Origin of the sequence: Cohnella rhizoplanae (genome assembly GCF_948329515.1) — a bacterium.
GTDB classification, from domain to species: domain Bacteria; phylum Bacillota; class Bacilli; order Paenibacillales; family Paenibacillaceae; genus Cohnella; species Cohnella rhizoplanae.
Window position 1 is genome coordinate 17844 of sequence record NZ_CAOJCN010000019.1, and the last position, 19024, is coordinate 36867.

Genomic DNA, 19024 nt, shown 5'->3' on the forward strand with positions numbered 1-19024 from the left:
CTGAAGTTATTGGTGTCTCTCGGCTGCCTTGCGGCATTACTTGACGAGCAGCATGCGCTCCAGCGACAGACGCGCCTTGTCGGCGACGTCCTGCGGCACGTGAATCTGCGGCTGCATCGTCTCCAGCGCCTTGACGACCTTCTTCAGGTTGTTGACCTTCATGTTCGGGCAGACGAGGAACTTGCTCGCGAAATGGAACGTCTTGTCCGGGCTGTCCACGCGCAGCTGATACCCTGTGCCGTCTTCGGTCCCGACGATGAATTCTTGGTGGCTCGATTCGCGGCAATACTTCAGGATGCCGGTCGTGCTTCCGACGAAGTCGGCGAGCTCGACGACCTCCGGACGGCATTCCGGATGCACGACGAATTGGGCGTTCGGATACTTGGCCCGCATCTCGTACACGTCCTTGACGGTCAGCATGTCGTGCGTGTTGCAGTAACCTTCCCAGATGATCATTTTCTTGTCCGTATGCTGCTGGACGTAGTGTCCGAGGTTCTTGTCCGGGCACCAGATCACCTCGTCGGCGTCGACCGAGTTAACGACCTGAACCGCGTTCGCCGACGTGCAGCAGATGTCGGTCTCGGCCTTCACGTCCGCCGACGAGTTGATGTAGGTCACGACCTTGGCGTTCGGATGCTTCGCCTTCAATTCGCGCAGGCCGATCGGGTTGACCATGTCCGCCATCGGACAGCCCGCGCGCTCGTCGGGCACGAGCACGACCTTGTTGGGCGCGAGGATCTTGGCGCTCTCGCCCATGAAGTGCACGCCGCAGAACACGATGACGTCGGCGTCCGTCTGCGCGGCCTTCTGGGCAAGCAGGAACGAGTCTCCCCGGAAGTCGGCTACCTCTTGAATCTCGTCGCGCTGGTAGTAGTGAGCCAGAATGATGGCATTGCGTTCTTTCTTTAATTGGGCCAGGCGCTCGCGCAGCTCGCGATTCTGCTCCGCTTTCCGTTCAAGGGCTAAAGCTTCCATGATGAGTCTCCTCCTGCGGCGTTGACGCCAGGATATGCTGAATTGTGAAAATAAGCACAAATTAGGCCGCTTCTCAAAAACGGGTCGCCAAAATCGCAACCGTCGTCAGTGATTCAACAATAAATTTACACTTGCCAGGGGGTACTGTCAATGAATGTTCACAGATTTTTGGAAGAAGTTTTCCTCGTATTTATCGGCTTTCATGACGATTCCATGAAGGCAGGAACACCCGTTCCTACCGAGCGACAGAGAAAGGACTATGCGAAAATTACGGTACAATATGGCGGAGAAAATGAAATCGCATACACGGTTAGATCAAGCAAAACCCGCGACCTGCTGCACATGCAGCGAAGTCGCGGGTTTATTCGTACAGCCGTTATTTCGGTTCGTTGTCGTCTTCCGTCCGTTGGTCCGGATTCGGAGGCGTCTGCGTGGCGTTCGTCTCTTCGTCGCGCGGGGTGATGCGGACGCGGACGTTGCCGCCGAGCGTATCGATCGTAGGCTCCGCGCCGGTCGGCTCTCCGCCGCCCGATTCGCCGCTGCCATCGCCGCTGTCGACTGCCGCGTTGATGTCGCCCTTCTCGATGAGCGCCTTGATCTGTTCCAGTTCCAGCGTCTCCACGGAGAGCAGCGTGTTCGCGAGCAGATGCACTTCGGCGCTCTTCTCGGTGAGCAGCTTCTTGGCCCGGTCGTAGCAAGACTGAATGATCGATTGCATCTCCTGATCGATCTCGTAGGCGATCGCGTCCGAGTAGTTCTGCTCGTGGCCGATGTCGCGCCCGAGGAACACTTGACCCTGCGTCGCGCCGAACTGCATCGGTCCGAGCTTGTCGCTCATGCCGTACTCCATGATCATGCTGCGCACGATGCCCGTCGCCTGCTTAAAGTCGCTGTATGCGCCGGTGCCGATCTCGCCGATGAACAGCTCTTCGGCGACGCGGCCGGCGAGCAGGCCCGTGACCTTATCCAGCAGCTCTTGCTTGGTGACCAGCATGCGATCTTCCTTCGGCAGCATGATGACGTAACCGCCCGCGCGTCCGCGCGGAATGATCGTCACCTTGTGCACCATGTCGGCGTGCTCCAGGAAGAAGCCGACGATCGTATGGCCGGACTCGTGATAAGCCACGATGCGCTTCTCGCGATCGCTGATGACGCGGCTCTTTTTCTCGGTGCCTACGATGACGCGGTCGATCGCTTCGTCGACCTCTTGCATCGCGATGTCCTTCTTGTTCTTGCGCGCGGCGAGGAGCGCAGCTTCGTTGAGCAGGTTCTCCAGGTCCGCGCCGGTGAAGCCGGTCGTCCGCTTGGCGATGGTGCCCAGCTTGACGTCCTTGTTCAGCGGCTTGTTGCGCGCGTGAACCTTGAGCACCGCTTCGCGGCCCTTGACGTCCGGACGGTCGACCGTGATCTGACGGTCGAATCGGCCAGGGCGAAGCAGCGCGGGGTCGAGAATGTCGGGACGGTTGGTCGCCGCGACGATGATGATGCCTTCGTTGGCGCCGAAGCCGTCCATCTCGACGAGCAACTGATTCAGCGTCTGCTCGCGCTCGTCGTGTCCGCCACCGAGGCCTGCGCCACGTTGACGGCCCACAGCGTCGATTTCATCGATGAAAATGATACAAGGCGCGTTCTTCTTCGCGTTCTCGAACAGATCGCGCACGCGGGATGCGCCGACGCCGACGAACATTTCGACGAAGTCCGAGCCCGAGATGCTGAAGAACGGCACGCCGGCTTCGCCTGCAACGGCGCGCGCCAGCAACGTCTTACCGGTACCCGGAGGGCCCACGAGGAGCACGCCCTTCGGGATGCGGGCGCCGAGGGCCGCAAACTTGCGCGGATCCTTCAGGAATTCGACGACTTCGACGAGCTCCTGCTTCTCTTCGTCCGCGCCCGCCACGTCCTCGAACGTCACGCGCTTCTTCTCTTCATTATAGAGACGGGCCTTGCTCTTGCCGAAGTTCATCACCTTGCCGCCGCCGCCCTGCGCCTGATTGATCAGGAAGAAGAACAGGATGAACATAATGACGAACGGTATGATGGAGGTGAGGAACGTCAGCCAGAAGCTCTCGCCCTGCATCGGCTTGTTCTTAAGATCGAAGCCCTGCTCAACCGCCGCGGCGTTGATCTTGTTGGCGTCCTGATCGGTCTGAATCCGGGTCGAGAAGGCTTCGCCCTTGTGGCCCTCGGGCGCCTGGCCTTCCTTGAAGTGGCCGGTCAGCAGATAGGTGCCGCGGTTGACCTGCATCTCGAGGTCCTGAATGGTCTTCGACTGGATCGCAGTCATGAGCTGATTGTAGGTGAGCGGCTCGGTCGTCGTATTCTTGCCTATGAAGAATTGAACGATGCCGACGGTCACCAAAAATATTAGCAGATAAAATCCCGTATTCCGGATAAACCGATTCATCCCTGACCTCCTCCCGACACGCTTTCATCATTTTACCATAGCCTGTCTCGGTATCTCAATAAAACGCGCGGTTGCGCGGAAAAACCATCGGAAGGCTGTAGTACTCAGCGGTTCGAGTAAATTTCTTCTTTTAAAATGCCCACATAGGGCAGGTTGCGGTAGTGCTCGGCATAGTCGAGACCGTAGCCCACGACGAATGCGTCCGGAATGGTGAAGCCCGTATAGTCGGCGTTCAGGTCGACGGTGCGGCGCCCCGGCTTATCGAAGAGCGCGACTACGCGCACGGACTTCGCGTTGCGTCGCTCAAGCACGTCGATCAGGTAGCTAAGCGTAAGGCCGCTGTCGATGATGTCCTCCACGATGAGAATATCGCGTCCCTCGACGGAGTTGTCGAGATCCTTGACGATGCGGACCTCGCCGCTGGATCGGGTAGAATTGCCATAGCTCGATACGGCCATGAAGTCCAGCTCGATCGGAATCGTGATGTTCTTGGACAGGTCGGCCATAAAAATAAAGGCGCCCTTCAACACGCAGATTACCAGCGGGTTGCGCCCCTCGTAATCGCGGCTGACGGCGGCTCCCAATTCCTGTACCTTCGATTGGATCTGCTCTTCCGAGTAGAGTACTTCTTGAATGTCATTCTGCAACGATGGGACCTCCCAGGCCGATATTAAACGGTATGATGGCTTGACTCCGAACATGTCACGCGGATCGCTCCGCCCGTTCCCTCTCCCGGCACGGCATGCCGCGAGCGTCTGAGACCCGGCATCCAGAGGATGCGGCCGGCGCCGTCGACGAGCAGCGGGTTCAAGTGGCGCAGGCTGCGCGGGACCTTGGCATCGACGAGTATATCTTGCACCTTCTTGGAGCCGTTTAGTCCGAGGGGGTCCATGCGGTCCCCCGGCATGCGGCTGCGCACCGCAAGCGGCATCGGCAGCTCCGCCTCGTCAAAAAAGGCCTCCCAGCGGGAGCCCGGCGTAGGGTCGACGATCTCGTCCTCCCGGCTGAACCGGAACACGAGTCCGCACTCGGGCACCGATAGCTCCAGCTCTCCGGAATGCGCGGGGATCTCCGCGACGGTATAGATATAGCCGGCTTGCGCGTCCGGCGCAGGCCCTATGTACGCATAGCCATACTCCCGAATCAGCGCAAGTCCGCTCCCGACGTCGATCCGGGCGATGTCCGGCCGCTCGGCCGTCAGCGTCGCTACGATCTCTTCGACCTGTTCGAAACGAGCCTGGGCATGCGGTCCTGCAAGACCATTTAATATTAGTTTAATCATTCTGCGTTGTAAAGCAAGGTGAAGCCCCCGGAATACGTCCGCGTCCAGTCTCCATCCCGCGCCGGACCGCTCGGCCCCCGCGGCCAGCGCGCGTATGGCAGCCGCCTCCATATAATCGTCTTCGGCCGAAGCAAGCTCGGCCAGTCGGGCCAGCCCGGCGCGCAGGTCCGGGTTGTACCGCTCGAGATAGGGAAGCGCCTCGAGACGCACGGAATTCCGAAGGTAATGCGTCTTGGCATTGCTGCTGTCGCTCGCGGACGGCACGCCTTGCCGTACGTTGTATGCGAGCAGCTCGCTCTTGGTTATACGCAGCAAAGGACGGATCAGTTCCAACTCTTGCTCGCCGCGCCGCAAGGGAATGCCTGCCAGGCCGGTGACGCCGCTGCCGCGCAGCATCCGCATCAGCACCGTCTCCGCCTGGTCGTCGGCGTGGTGGGCGACGGCGATCGACGCGGCGCCGTGCATCCGCGCGGCCTCGCGCAGGAACGCGTACCGCCGTTCCCGGGAAGCCGCCTGCGGATTGAGACCGGTCGCCGCGATATAGGCGGGCATATCGATCTCGGCAAGCTCGAACGGAATGCCCCAAGCGGCGGCAATGTCCCGTACGAGCTCCGCCTCCGCCTGCGACTCCGATCCGCGAAACCCGTGATTGACATGCGCGGCGATGACATGCCAGCCGTCCCGGTCGGCCGCGGCCTTGAGCAGGTGGAGCATCGCCATCGAGTCCGCCCCGCCAGATACGGCCGCGACGACGCGCGCGCCGGGCCCGATGCCGAACGTATCCCTCAGCGACCGCGCGACCCGGGCGCCCAGCTCGTCTTGCGCCTCCACTCGTACTTCCCCCAATTCCCGTTCTATTGAAGCAGCCAGAAGGCGGCGGCGGACACGCACAGCAGGAGCGAGGCGGCGAACAGTCCCGCCATCCACCCGGGCACCTTGCCCCGGCTCTTGTGGACGGCCTCGTCCGCGGCTGCCCGCATGCCCGCGCGCCAATGCTCGGAGGCTTCGCGGGCATCCTTGAACTTGCCATAGAGCGCGCGCTCCATCCAACTCTCCATCTTCTTAAGCTCCGCATGGCTCCGCACCAGCGCCATGAGCTCGCGCGGATGGCGGTTCTGCGGCAGCAGCATCTTGGTCATATGCAGCAGGCGCTTGCCGTCGAGCGCGTGAATCCATAGTACGGCGGCGGAAAACACGTCGTACGCCGGATCGGCCGTGCGGCTGCCCGCCGACCAATAGCCGCGGTCGTACACCTCGGTGAATTGGCGCACCGAACGCCCTATCGCCGTCATGCCGCCGAAGTCGACGAGGGCGACCCTTCCGTAATCGGTGACGAGGATATTGTCGCTCTTGATATCGCCGAATACCCAGCCGGCCGCGTGCAGCTCCGACAGGCGATGGAGGAGACGATAGCCCACGACGCCGTACCAGGCGCTGCCGTGCTCAGCCAGATATGCCTTAACCGGCACGCCGGGGATGTACTGCATGACGTAGAAGGGCAGCACGCGTCCCTGCCACTCCGCGTCGTCCACGTCCAGCAAAAAAGGCGGACGACCCCGCTCCCGCTGGTCGAGCGAGGCGAGTACGTTCGCTTCCGCTTGCAGGTCCTCGATCTGCATGCCGATCTTCAGCGCGTAAGTGCGCATCCCGCTGACCGCCATATAAACTTGCCCGTTGGCGCCGATTCCGAGCATGCGCCCTATCCGATATGAACGTCCGTTCCACTTCCCGCGTAGTACCGTTCCAGGCGGCACGCGCGTCTCAGACGACGTAGTCACTCCGCATCCCGTCCGTATCGTCTCGCCTCGCAGGCGCGTTTTGCTGCGGTTCTGCCTCCAGTTTACCACAAGTTGCCTGGAAAAACTCCACCACGCGCAAGAGCGCGGGTCCCGTCGGCGTCGTGCCCTTCATGCTGATGCGGCCGAAAATCTGGCCGATGCGGTCGGCGCGGTCCGTCCAATCCAGATCAAGCAGGCACGCCTCATGCGAGCGATCCCCCGGGAAATGGAACACGGCGACCGCGCTCTCGCCGCGCCGCGCCTGCAGGCTGAGCGCCAGGTCCCTCACGGCTTCTTCTACGGCTCTCATCTTGGGCTTCATGCTGGCGCTGGCGTCGATCAGCAGCGCCACGCGCAGCTCCGCCGTCTCCCCCAAGTCTTCCATGACGCGCACGATCTCCGCGCGCTTGTCCGGCGGCAGCTCCGCGGCCGACTCGACGCCGAAAATCTGGCGCAGCTCGCGGTTGACCTCGCCGCGGATCGTGCCCTGCACCGTCTGGCGCGTCATCATCTGGACCGTGCGGGACAGCAGCGCCGGCGAGACGATCCGGCTCATGCCCCCGCCCGCCCGAGCGATCTCCGCGATCTCGAGCGCGCCCTGCTCGCCGATCCCTCCCTCGTCCACGATGCCTACGACGTTGACGGATATGCCCTCCGCATGGGCGATCGACGCCGCGATCGCCGGGCTGTCGCCCACGTTTGAGCAGCCGTCCGTGATCAGCAGGATTTGTCTCATGCGCATTCGCTCCTTCTATGGCTATCATTCTATCTCCAGTGTCGCCAGAAGGCGCGAGATTTAACCCATAAGTCATTTTGCCGATGCCCGGCCGGTTAGCGATGTCGAAGCATCCTTCTTGCAGTGGGATCACAGGGTGCACGAAAAATAACGATGTGGCACATCGTTATTTCGGCTGAGTCAAGATGTTCGGGAGAAAATAGCGATGTCTCGCATTCTTATCTTGGCGGGAAGTATGTCCCGATGCGGATTAACGACGTCGCACATTCTTATTCAGGCTGGATTATGATCCGAGGGCGAAATAGCGATGCGGCATATTCTTATTGCAGCGGGAAACCAGGGTTCGGCGATTTGTAGGCGCGCGAAAGAGAGAGACCCCGAAGGGTCCCTCTCATGCATTCGTTCCGCGGGTGATGGCGGAGGCAGGCTAGGCGCGAGCCTGCTACCGTCTTCCGATGCGATCGATCTGGCGCACGTCCGCGAGCAGCGGCTCGAGCTGCCTGGCCGCCGCCTCCGCACGCGCGCGCATGTCCTGCACCTTGGTCATCAGATCGAACTGGATGAACTCGACCCGCTTCTTGGCGGCGCCGATGAACACTTGATCCGCGGGCGTCTCGGGCTTCATCGCGAGCAGCTTATCCAGGATGGCCTGCGCCTGCGCACGGGTATCCTGCTCCATGCCCCTGCCGTTGGCGGCGGCGTCGGTCAGCCCTGCGATCGCGAGCTCAGCTGCCTGCTGGTAATTGTCTAGCAGCCCGTCGTACAGCGCGGAGGCCGCGGGATCGCCCGCGATCTCCAGAATGACGATCGGATTGCGCAGCTCGGAGAGCGGGTCCGCCGGGAAGGACGCGGCCGCGTCGGTCAGGTCGCCCGTATCCCGCAGGTAACCGTCGATGTTCATGCGGATACCCTCGATCTCCTGCTCGATCGGCTCCATCTTGCCGACCGCGTACAGGATCTGGGCGAGATATTGGACGTGCGCCTTATGATATTTGAAAAAGTGATTCGTGCTGGGTCCGCCCCCGGCCATCTTCGCCAGCTTTTTGAGCAGAGACATGGCGTTCTGCATCGCGTATTGCAGCTTCTTTTTATCATAGACCGCCTTGGCCGAGCGGAGGAGCGACTTCTCCTCCAGCACCTTGTCTTCGTTGCGCTTGAACTTGAGTGCGTCTCCCATCGCGGCGCCGCCCTACCTGGAACCGGCGGTCACGAGCGACGAGCTGCCCGTGCCGGCGTCTTCCTGGTCCTCCTGAGCGACCGGCGCCGGATTGAGCAAGGCGTAGATCTGCGCGGCGGCCTGGTCTTTGTCCGACAGAATCTGGACCGCGAGCCGCTTCATTTCCACCTCGGCCTCGAGCAGGGAATTGCGCAGCTCCTTTTCCCGGACCGACTCGGTCTGCAGGTTGCGGGAGTAGCTGTCGAGCGCCTCGCCCTGACCGAGCAGCGCCTCGACGACGATGCCGTCCGTTCGCAATACGTGGCGATTCGCCGCCAGGATGATGCCCGGCACCTTGATGGACGTCCCCGTCGAATCGTCGAGATAGAGCGACGTATAGTCCTTCTTCACCCGCAGGTAGTTCGACGACGGGATAACGTTGCCGTCCTCGTCCTTGAACGGCTGCTCCTCCACGAACCGGTGATGCTTATCCTGATAGTCGAAAATATTGGCGAGCTGATAAATGATGGCGTTGCGCACCTCCGTGCGCTTGTCGGGCACGATCATCTCCTCAAGAAGCGCGTCGAGTTGCGGCAGCGTCACCTCGCGGTACACCTTCTTCTCCTCGCCGTTGACCGTGTCGATCGTGAAGTAACCGATGCGCACGTCCACGAGATGGAGCAGCGTGATGAATTCCTGGTTCATCTGGCGGAAAACGAAGTTGAGCGTGCGGCTGACGTTGATATTCTCGATCTCGCGGACGATCGTCGACTCCTCGCTCGTCGTGCTCTTTTCCTCGTAGGTCGTGTTGATCTGCACGTCGCGGCGAGCCGAGGCCTTGGCCACGTGCTTCTGCGTATTGTTGGAAACGTTCTTGGCGAACTGCTCCCGCGCCGCGTTGGTGCCGCCGCTCATGCTGGCGCTCACCTTGGCGCTGCCCCAGCCCCAGCTGGCTCCCGCTTCGGCCCCTACCTTATACTCGTTGCTCTCCTCGTAGTTCTTCTGATCCGCCTGCTCCTTGGCGATCGACTGCTCGAACTCCTCGGAAATGTCGTCCGTCACGGAGTCGAGGATCGTCGCCGCGCTCTTCATCGTCGTCTCGTTCTGCGCGTAGGAGCGAATGCTGATCTTGCTCTTCTCGCCCGGGAGCAGGGAGAACGTTTTGATCGTCCGTCCGGCGCCGTAGTTGGTCAGGTAGGACGACAGCCGGTACGACTCGACGAGGATGATGCGCTTGAGCCGAGAGTTGACCTCCGGCGTGATCGTGACGTCCACGGCGATCGTCGTCTCGACCAGGTTGCCCGCATTGTCGTAGGCGCGCGCGGTGATCGTGTGCTTGCCGCTCTCGTTCAGCGTGAGCGTGCCCTTCCAGGCCGACCAGTCGCCCGGCGACTTCTCTCCGGCGCGCACGCCGACCGGGTTAAGGTCCAGCGCCAGCTCGACGTACGCGATGCCGCCCGCGTCGGACGCCGTGCCGGACACCTCGATGACGGCGCCCTGCGAGTACGGGCCCGAGATCTGAGCGTTATTCGCCGGAGAAACGATGCTTACGCTCGGCGGCGAGGCGTCCACGAACAGCGTGATGCTGTGCGTGCCCGTATTGCCCGCGGCGTCGACGGCCTTGGCGACGATCGTATGGCTGCCGCCGGCAAGCGTGATGGTCTTCTTCCAATTCGCGTAGCCGTTCGCGCTCTCGGCGACCTGCGCGGCCGTACCGTCGACGGTGAGCTCGACGCGGGCCAAACCTCTATCGTCGCCGGCAGTGCCTTCGACCGTGACGTTCACCGCTTCGCCGCCCTTGGAGCTGAGCAGCGCGCCGGCGGTCGGCGCGACGATCTGGACGGTCGGCACGATCGTGTCCGGCTGCGGCGCAAGCTGGACCGTAACGTTGATCCTGCTCAGGGTCGTCTGCAGGGTGTCCGAATGCCGCGCCTTCGCCGTGATCGTCAGCGTCCCCGCCGTCTTGAGCACGGTCTGGTAATACCATTCGCCTTCGGTCAGCGTCGCCGCTTGGAACGTTCCCGACCCGATCTGTACTTGTACGTAGGAGATGTCGCCGCCGCCGCTGACGACCGAGGCCGTCCCGCGGATCTCCACGGGTACGCCGTTATAAGGACCGGCTACGATCGCGTTCGGCGCGGGCGACGCGATGCTCACGGATATAATGACCGGATCCGGTTCCGGATCGGGATAAGGGTACGGATCTTCCTGCGTGGGGATTCGGGGAAGCATCGAAGGGATGATCCCGTCCGTATCGCCGCCGCCCGGCGTGCCGTCGGACATTCTTAACGATCCGGCGCGCGCGGACGGCGCCGCGTCCAGGACTGCCTCCGTGACCGGACTTGCCTGCGTGAATACGTACGAGAGCGCGCCGGTCATCGTTTTGACGATATGAAGCTTGCGTCCCTCGGCCTCCTGCCGCTCGACCTCCTCCGGCGTGAGGCTCGCGAAGCGGGTCGTCATCCGTTCTCCGGAGCGCTGCTTCGCGAGCAGCAGCTCCGCGGAAGATGCCTCCGGCGCAGCCGCCGCCGTACCGCCCGCAAGCCGCTTCTCCCCCTGCAGGCTATGGGACGCCGACGACGGCAGAAAGTAGCCGTCATGGAGCTGCAGGTCGATGAAGTTGCGGCCGCTGTAAGCCGTCGGTTCGGGCACGTTGTAGCTGAGCACCGGCGCGACTCCGTTCGGTTGAAGCTTAATCATCGGTTCCTGCCCTGCAGGGGAAGGGTTTTCGTTTGCCATTTCATTATTCATCTCCGTTTCGATTCGGTTAGGTGGGACGGGAGCGTTCTTGCCCCGTGCACAACCTAATTCTGCCAACTCGAGCGGCCGCAGGCCAGTGTCGCGGGTCATGTGACGGTCATGTGACGGTAGACTCGGAACGCATAAGCAACATTCGTATCGCTTCATGTCGAAGCGAAGCGGAGGCGGTCGGGAAAAAAGCAAAACCTTGCGCAGCCGGGCCTTCGACGGGTCGAAGAGCCGGGACGCAAGGGTCGTGCAGCCTAAACTAGAGGCCCAGTTCCGCCGCGTACTTGCCCCAGTGCGGGCGGCGGCCGTCCTTGTCCACGATGCCGTATTCGTCCGACAGGCCCCAGGAGGTATAGATGCCGCCGGTCTTGGCATGGAGCTCGGGGTCCGCGGCCAGCGCCGCGATGCCTCTCGCCGCGTAGTAGGGCGTCTCCGACTGGAGGAAATGCGGCTCCTGCGCCGCGCCGTCCCGCCAGTTGGCCTCCGTGACCTTGAAGTGGTCGAGCATCTCCTCCGAGCGCAGGAAGCCGGGCGTCACCGCCAGCGCCGTGACGCCGTGCGGCTTGAGATCGGCCGCCATGCCCTGCGCCAGATGGATGGCGGAGATCTTGGCGAGGCTGTAGTAGAGGCTGCCGCGGTACCGGTAGTCCCAGCCGTCGGTGATCTCCATCAGCAGCCCTCGCTTGCGTGCCGCCATGAGCGGCGCGGCGTATCGCGAGGTGATCATATGCGACCAGACCGCTCTTTTTTGAATCGTCAACCCATTGTCGAGATCATGCTCCCAGAAGGGCACGCCCCACTGCGTGAGCGACTCCCCGCCCCAAATGTCGTTCACCGCGATGTCCAGCCTGCCGCCCTGCTCGTCCGCGATCCGTTCGAAGAGCCTGCGTACCTGCTCCTCTTCCGTATGATCGACGCGCACCGCGATGCCGCGTCCGCCCGCCCTCTCGGCCAGTTCAGCCGTCTCGTCCACGGTCTCGGCCCGGCCGATGTCGGACAGACCGCCTCTGACGCTTCTGCCCGTGCAATAGACGGTCGCTCCCGCCTCCGCCAGCGTGACCGCGATCGCTCTGCCCAGCCCCCGCGTCGCCCCTGCCACTACGGCGATCCGTCCTTCCAGCTTCCTCTCGTTCATTCGTCCAGCCTCCTGTTCGGTCGTGATCGCTCTCATTGTAACGGGGGATTCAAGACATCCTCTGTCATATATCCATGATAAAATGACAAATAACCCCCCCGAAGGAGAGGATGGCATGAGAGCCGATCGGCTGCTTCATATTCTGCAATGCCTTCAGACGGAACGGCTCGTGAGCGCGCGCGAACTGGCGGCGCGGCTCGAAGTATCCGAGCGGACCGTTCACCGCGACATGGAGGCGCTCGCCCAGGCGGGATTTCCGGTGTATGCGGAGCGCGGGCCGCGCGGGGGCTGGATGCTGCCCGAGGGCTACCGCACGCGATTGACGGGCCTGACGTCGGACGAGATCGCAGGTCTGACGGTGCTGCAGTCCTCGAGCGCGGTCAGCGACCTGAACCTGTCCGGGCCGACGGGGAACGCGATCGCGAAGCTGGCGGCGGCGCTGGCCGGACCGGTACGCGACGAAGCGGCGTATGCGCGCAAGCGCCTGCACGTCGACGGCGCGGGCTGGCATGACGCCAGAGAACCCGCGCCGTATCTGGGACTCGTGCAGCAAGCGGTATGGGAGCGGCGCAAGATCCGCATCCGTTATCCGTCCGGGGAAAGGGAGGACGGCGCCGAGAGCGTGGTGATGCCGTGGGGGCTCGTGGCCAAGCGGCATACCTGGTACTTCGCGGCGGTCAAAGAGCGTCGTGAGCCGGAGGAGAGGCCGGCTGCGGGGCGTGAGTCTGCGGCGGCGCACGGCGAAGATGCCGCGGCCGTCCCTGCGGGATCGGATCATGCGGGCAAGGCGTCGTCCCGCCATCCCGACGAACGCGCGGAGCCGGAGAAGCCAGAGCCTCGCACGTACCGCGTCTCCAGGCTCGCTGCAGTCGAGCTGCTGGAGGAACGGTTCGAGGTGCCGGACGACTTCGACCTGGCGCATTGGTGGGAGCGGTCGATGGCGCGATTCCGCCGCGAGCTGCCCGTGTATCCCGTGCGGCTCCTTGTCCGGGGGGACGTGTGGGCGAGATTTTCGCGGGAAATCTACGTGCGCGTCAAGACGGCGGCCGACGAAGCGGACGGGTGGAAAGAAACCGAAGCCGATTTTCACACGCCCGACTCCGCCTTGGCGATTCTTCTCGGGTATGGCGCCTCGATCCGGGTGCTGTCGCCCCTGGCGCTCGCCCGCTCTGTTTTTTCCGAAGCAAAAGCTCTCCTGGCGCTGTACGAGGGGCCGGACTCGGCTCCCCAGGACCAGGGCCATATATAAGTCATCTGACGCGGCGCGTGGCCGCTGCTGTTCATCATCACCGATTGATTGTTGCCGTAGAGCCAGAAAACCGTACTCACCTCCGTGCGATCCGCGATGGGCATGCGCTTAACGATCTATAGGAACCCCTGACGGGGAACGATGCTAATTCATACGTTCAGGCGAGAGGCTGCGAGCGGCCTGCAGGCCTTGGCAGGGCAAGCGGCGTAACCGCGTCCGTGCTGCCTTAAAGTCCTCGCGGCGGGCCGGTCGTACTAACTTCCGCCTGCTGCCGATCTCCGTCGCTGCGTTGACGGACGGGATGCGGACGTCCCTGCGCCGCGGCGGCCTTGAGCCGCGCCATCTGACGTACATCCGGCATCCTTCTCTGCCGACGCCCGCTGAGCCGGTGGCCATCCATCGGGAAGGACATGTCTCGCCGCGCCTTCCGCGGTTCGGGTCTCGCCTGGACATCGGCCGCCGACCGGCCGCCTCGCTCCTGATCCTGCCGCATGTCCGCCATCGGCGGCGGAGCGAGACGCAGGCCGGTACGCCGCTGCGCGTCGGCAAGCCGGCGCCTCGGCTGCATCGGCAGCAATGCCGGCCCCGCGCCTCCGGTCAAGGGACCCGGCGACGGACGCGCCCCCGCGGACTCCAGCCGCTGGACGGCCAGGAACACCTGCTCCGCGATCGCCTCGATCCGCTCGTCGGTCAGCGTGCGGACATTCGTGCCGAGTGCCGGCCGCTGCCCGAGCCTCACCCTTTTACCCCCGCCAAGCTTGCTCTGAATCCGCAGCACCATCCGAATCACTCCCTCTTTTATTTTAGAAAACATGACTCAGCTCACCGTCCTTGGCCGCTCGAATCGGGGTGCGCCCGACCAGCGGAAGGACGCCCACTCGGGCTGATGCTTGTTAATGCGGGTAACGACGACCGTCATGTCGTCCTTGACCGCCCCGCCCGGATATTGCCTAAGCGCGATGTCGAGCAGCTCGTCCGCGATCTCCTGCGGATCCTCGGTCTGGATCTCCTGCAGCACCCGCTTCATCCACAGCTCCTTGTTCATCGCGTGCACGGCGTGACCCGGCGAATCGAGTATGCCGTCCGTCATCATGACGAGCGTGTCGCCCGGCTGCAGCTGGACCCGCAGCACGTCGATCTCGATATCCTGGATGATGCCGATCGGCAGATTGCCGGCGGCGATCGGAATCACCTCCCGGCCGCGCTTGATGAAGCTCGGCGTGGAGCCGATCTTCAGCATCGTGGCGCATGCGCTGTAGAGGTCGATGAGCGCCAGGTCGACGGTGGCGAACGACTCCTCGGGCGAGCGCAGCATGAGCACGGAGTTAACCGACTTGATCGCGAGCCGCTCATCGATCCCGGACTGCAGCAGCTGCTCGAGCATCGACAGCGCGGCGCTGCTCTCCATCCGGGCCCGCGCGCCGTTGCCCATGCCGTCGCTGAGCGCGACCGCGTACTTGCCGCTGCCCAGCTCGACCGCGCTGAAGCTGTCGCCCGAGAGCACGTCGCCGTCCTTGGCCGCGCCCGCCATGCCGGTCTCCACCTCGAACACCTTGGCCGAGCCGAAGGTCACCGTCGTGAGCCGGTCCGGCCGGTCGGAGGTCCGCTCGTGGCGGACGGACACGGTCTCGCCGAGAATGTCCGACAGCAGCGGCGCGATGACCTTGCGGCTCTCGTCGAAGCCGGGCTTGAACGCGTGGACCACCTCGATCTCGATCTGTCCCTCTTCGAGGCTCACGATGTCGATATGCTGGATGGCGAGGCCCAGCTTGTCCAGCTCCTCGCGAATCTGCTCCTCGTGATGGCTCTGCTCGCGCGCTTCCCGCCGGATCTCCCGTACCAGGTCGTCCATGACCTGGGAGACGCCGGACAGCTGCTCCGCGACGAGCATGCGGCTGTCCTGCAGCTGCGTCCGCCAGTGCAGATCGTGGCGGTAGAGCTCATACTGCCGTTTGAGCACGTCGAGCACCTGCGGAACCTTGACGCACTGCCTGTGCATCGGCTTCGGGATGTCGCCGGCGGCGAGTTCCGGCTTCTCTTCGACGGCCGACATGAGATCGGTCATGAGCTTGTAGGTCTGGAAAAACTGCTCGTCCCAGCAAGCGCCGCGCTTGTGGCAGCTGGCGCAGTTGCGCTCGTGCACCGCATTGATGAAGTGCTCGAAGTCCTGGTTCTGACGGGCCGTCTCTCCGGCCTGCGTCATCTGCGTGAAGCTGCGGGACAGCTGACGGAACACCTCGGAGAAGCGTTCGACCCGCGCGGCCGTCAGGTCGCGAACTTTTTGCGCGTATTCTTGTTGATTGCGGGCATAATTGGACGTGCCCGGCACATATTGTGCTATAGAGTCCGTCCAAGACTTCGGCGTGACGGCGATCAGGAGCGAGGCCGCGAGCGAAGCCCAGATCGACGCCATCGTCTCGGCGGAGCTGCCGGTATAGAGCGCGAGCACCGTCGTGCCGAGCAGGAGGCCGAACACGGCCGCCGCCTTGCCGCCTTCGCGGAGCAGGCCGGCCAGCAGGCCGCCGAAGGCGAGCAGGCTGATCTGCGGGACGGACCCGAGATCGGACAGGCTGAGTATGATGCCCGCGACGACGCCCGCCGACGTCCCGAGCGCCGGTCCCGCCGACAGCGCGAACAGCAGTACGATGTATCGCGTGAACACGGCGCAGAGGGCGACGCCGTAGATCGTCCAACCCGTAAGGCCGGTCATGACCGAGGCCAGCAGGATCATGAGGCCGATCCATTCTTCGTGCCGGAGCCTGGCTGCCTTGGACGTCTTGGTCAGCAGCGGCATCGCGTGAACGAAAAGCAGGGTGAGCACCAGGGACAGTCCGGCCTCCACGCCGGTCAGCAGGTAGGGCAGCCATCCCTTGTCGTCCTGCATGACGGTGCCGAACAAGCCGACCAACAGGCACGAAGCGAGGACGACGATCGGCGCATGGGATAGATCCGCCCGTTCATACGCATCCAGCCCTCGATACAATAGATAGATGACGCCGATCTGCGCAGCGATGGCAGCGGGCTCCGGGACCTGCGCCCAGAAGCTCCCCGCGATCAACCCAATCGCAGCCCACCAGGCATGCTCCCTGCGCATATAGAGCGTGACGCCGTAGTAAGCCGCCGCAAAAGGCGCAATCCCCTCCAGCATCGAGGCGCGGCCGAGCAGGAATCCGAGAATCGCGACGCCCAGCAGCCAGAGGCCCTTCTTTCTTTGCAGCGACGTGCCCCATATGCTCCGCTCCTTCGCGGCCGTCGAATGTCCGGCTGCCGCGAGCGCGGCTCCCGCCGTCATTCTAGGCTCCTCTCTCCCGAACCACTGCTTTTCCTTGGCCTTCCTGCCTGCCTTGCGCTTGTCCGACCCCGCGCCTGCGTCTTGCCCGGACCGGGGTACGAATGGGATAACGGATGGCTTGTCCAAGTCTGGCACCTGCTTTCCTTTGTTCGATTGCGTGAATGTTTTTAATTATAGAAGGGCGCAATCAGGAAGTTTGTCAGACCGCGTTGGCGAACGAAAAGTTTTTTCCGACAGATCCCACGGCCGGGCAGCGCGCCTCGCGCGGTTCCGTTTTTAACGCGGCGCGACGCGGTTTGGCACGGCTCGCTCCGCGTCCGGCCTTCTGCGATACGTTTAAATACGCCGCTATCCGACGGCATATCGGGGCCGCTATGCTGACGGCATTCGCGAACGGTTTGACGTACGGGCGCGAATCTCGCAAGGCCCGCTGCGACATGGAATTACTTTCGGGCGATATGCTATGATACGGGGGTGAAAACAGGACAAGGGGGTTTATGAAAAATGTATATGAAAAGGACCCGCGCAGCAGGCGCGCTGCTCCTGCTCGCGGCCGTATTCCTGATCGTCTCGGGCTGCGGCAGCCGCGCCAATCAGAACCAGGCGGGAGGCGCATCGTCATCGGCCGCAACGGAGACCGCTTCAGCCTCAGCTTCCGTTTCGGCTTCGCCTTCCGCATCGGCATCCGCCTCGGAGACGCCTTCATTCGATCCTTCATCGGACAACGACCCTGTCGTCACGATCGAGATGGACAGCGGCGACAAGATCGTCATCGAGCTGTATCCCTCCGTCGCGCCGAACACCGTCAACAACTTCATTTCCTTGATTAAACAAGGCTTCTATGACGGTACGATTTTCCATCGCGTCATCCCCGGCTTTATGATTCAGGGCGGAGATCCGGACGGTACCGGCGCGGGCGGACCGGGATATGCCATCAAAGGCGAATTCGCGGCGAACAACGTGGACAATCAGCTGCTCCACACCCGCGGCGTGCTCTCCATGGCCCGGGCCCAGGACAATGACACCGCCGGCTCCCAGTTCTTCATTATGGCGGAGGATTATCCGTCCCTGGACGGACTTTACGCCGCCTTCGGCAAGGTCGTATCCGGCATCGAGACGGTGGACGCGATCGTCGCGCTGCCCCGCGACGCCGAGGACCGTCCCGCCGAGCCGCCCGTCATGAAGAAGGTCACCGTGGACACAAAGGGCGTGGATTATCCGGAGCCGGAGAAGATGGCCGAGTAAGCGGCGCCGCGCAAAAAACAACGACCGTCTGGGGCAGTCCCCTGACGGTCGTCTTTGGTGTGCTTAGATTGCCTCGGCTGCGACGCCTGCGACGGAATAAAAGAAGGCAAGAACGCTCTCGAGGAGCATTCTTGCCTTCTTTTGGTTCTATTGAATGATAATGCTGAGGACGAGAAGGACGGCGCCGACGGCGATGAGCAGGACGACCAGGTAGAAAAACCATCTCACTACCGCCGGCATGCCGCTCAGATCCGCCCGGCGGTTAGGCACGCCGACGATACGGTTCAGGTGATCCGTCGCGTCATTAAAGACGTAGTTCTCCTCCGGCGCGTCGCGGACGGCTTCGGGCTGCGTTTCGTGCAGTCGATCCTTATTCATGCGAATCCCTCCAACCTATAGGCTGTAAAGATAGGATGTCCCGTCGACGGCGCTCGCGAGAGGAAAAGGCCCGCAGGAAACAAATAAGCCGGACTCGCGAGTCCGGCTGTGTATCTATAAAGCAACACGATCCAAATCTAGGAGGGGCTCCGATCAAGAACGGCGGCCGCCTCGTCCGCCACGCTTGGATTCTGTGCTCTTCTTCAGGTTGGAGATGCGTTCTTCGCTATCCTTCAGGAAACGGGATACTTTGTCCTCGAAAGTGGCGCGGACCGGTCCTCCGGGTCTGAAGTTCCTGCCTCCGCGGTCGCCTCCGCCGCCACCGCCTCGCGGTCCTCGCGGGGGGTATTGCTGTTGCTGTTGTTGTTGCTGTTCCGGCGGTTTGTCAACCGCTTGCCGGATCGACAGCCCGATCTTCCCGTCCTTGTCAACGTTGATGACCTTGACGGTGACGACGTCGCCGACCTTCAGATGGTCCTTGACGTCCTTGACGTAGCTGTCTGCGATCTCGGAGATGTGCACGAGGCCCGTAACGCCCCCGGACAAGTCCACAAATGCTCCGAAATGCGTGATGCCGGTTACTTTACCCTCCAATTTGGAGCCCACTTCGATGGCCATAAAAACCGAATTTCCTCCCTGAAGAAAG

The 19024-nt window shown here is 62.8% G+C and carries 15 protein-coding genes; 2 read left to right on the plus strand and 13 right to left on the minus strand.

The genetic code is table 11. The features are described 5' to 3' along the window. Positions 1-36 precede the first annotated feature (36 nt). The 9 genes from nadA to PQG80_RS22095 form a co-directional block, all read right to left on the minus strand. Entirely contained in the window at positions 37-975 is a 939-nt protein-coding gene (gene nadA, locus PQG80_RS22055; protein WP_271753797.1) for a quinolinate synthase NadA, read from the minus strand. A gap of 376 nt (positions 976-1351) precedes the next feature. Further along, a complete protein-coding gene (ftsH, locus tag PQG80_RS22060; protein WP_271753799.1) occupies positions 1352-3379 on the minus strand; it encodes an ATP-dependent zinc metalloprotease FtsH in 2028 nt (675 codons plus the stop codon). Between the two features lie 104 nt (positions 3380-3483). Beyond that, positions 3484-4026 (minus strand): hypoxanthine phosphoribosyltransferase, encoded by a 543-nt coding sequence (gene hpt / locus PQG80_RS22065; protein ID WP_271753800.1) that lies wholly within the window; start codon positions 4024-4026, stop codon positions 3484-3486. A 23-nt stretch (positions 4027-4049) separates the two neighbouring features. Then, a complete protein-coding gene (tilS, locus tag PQG80_RS22070; RefSeq protein ID WP_271753801.1) occupies positions 4050-5492 on the minus strand; it encodes a tRNA lysidine(34) synthetase TilS in 1443 nt (480 codons plus the stop codon). A 23-nt stretch (positions 5493-5515) separates the two neighbouring features. Continuing rightward, the gene (locus PQG80_RS22075) at positions 5516-6508 is read right to left on the minus strand and encodes a protein kinase domain-containing protein (protein WP_432432793.1); all 993 of its coding nucleotides are present in this window, start codon (positions 6506-6508) and stop codon (positions 5516-5518) included. Next, the gene (locus tag PQG80_RS22080; RefSeq protein ID WP_271753803.1) at positions 6423-7175 is read right to left on the minus strand and encodes a vWA domain-containing protein; all 753 of its coding nucleotides are present in this window, start codon (positions 7173-7175) and stop codon (positions 6423-6425) included. Before PQG80_RS22080 ends, PQG80_RS22075 begins: the two co-directional genes overlap by 86 nt. Positions 7176-7617: 442 nt before the next feature. Continuing rightward, positions 7618-8352, minus strand: a complete 735-nt coding sequence (locus PQG80_RS22085; protein ID WP_271753804.1) for a hypothetical protein — start codon at positions 8350-8352, stop codon at positions 7618-7620. Between the two features lie 12 nt (positions 8353-8364). Then, the gene (locus PQG80_RS22090; RefSeq protein ID WP_271753806.1) at positions 8365-11070 is read right to left on the minus strand and encodes an Ig-like domain-containing protein; all 2706 of its coding nucleotides are present in this window, start codon (positions 11068-11070) and stop codon (positions 8365-8367) included. 268 nt (positions 11071-11338) lie between these two features. Beyond that, positions 11339-12214: an SDR family oxidoreductase gene (locus PQG80_RS22095; RefSeq protein ID WP_271753807.1), complete on the minus strand. Its 876-nt coding sequence runs from the start codon at positions 12212-12214 to the stop codon at positions 11339-11341. Between the two features lie 115 nt (positions 12215-12329). Here PQG80_RS22095 and PQG80_RS22100 point away from each other — a divergent pair, with 115 nt between their 5' ends. Then, positions 12330-13463: a helix-turn-helix transcriptional regulator gene (locus PQG80_RS22100; protein ID WP_271753808.1), complete on the plus strand. Its 1134-nt coding sequence runs from the start codon at positions 12330-12332 to the stop codon at positions 13461-13463. Between the two features lie 226 nt (positions 13464-13689). Here the strand turns inward: PQG80_RS22100 and PQG80_RS22105 are convergent, their stop codons facing one another. Continuing rightward, on the minus strand, positions 13690-14244 hold the full coding sequence (locus PQG80_RS22105; RefSeq protein ID WP_271753809.1) for a hypothetical protein: 555 nt from the start codon (positions 14242-14244) through the stop codon (positions 13690-13692). A gap of 36 nt (positions 14245-14280) precedes the next feature. After that, positions 14281-16890 carry a stage II sporulation protein E gene (spoIIE, locus tag PQG80_RS22110; protein ID WP_432432794.1) on the minus strand — a complete coding sequence of 870 codons (2610 nt, stop codon included), beginning with the start codon at positions 16888-16890 and terminating at the stop codon, positions 14281-14283. A 369-nt stretch (positions 16891-17259) separates the two neighbouring features. Here spoIIE and PQG80_RS22115 point away from each other — a divergent pair, with 369 nt between their 5' ends. Continuing rightward, positions 17260-18000, plus strand: coding sequence for a peptidylprolyl isomerase (locus PQG80_RS22115; RefSeq protein ID WP_271753812.1), 741 nt, complete (start codon positions 17260-17262; stop codon positions 17998-18000). 147 nt (positions 18001-18147) lie between these two features. Here the strand turns inward: PQG80_RS22115 and PQG80_RS22120 are convergent, their stop codons facing one another. Then, a complete protein-coding gene (locus tag PQG80_RS22120) occupies positions 18148-18378 on the minus strand; it encodes a hypothetical protein (protein ID WP_271753813.1) in 231 nt (76 codons plus the stop codon). A gap of 153 nt (positions 18379-18531) precedes the next feature. Continuing rightward, positions 18532-18996 carry a S1 domain-containing RNA-binding protein gene (locus PQG80_RS22125; protein WP_271753814.1) on the minus strand — a complete coding sequence of 155 codons (465 nt, stop codon included), beginning with the start codon at positions 18994-18996 and terminating at the stop codon, positions 18532-18534. Between the last annotated feature and the right edge of the window lie 28 nt (positions 18997-19024).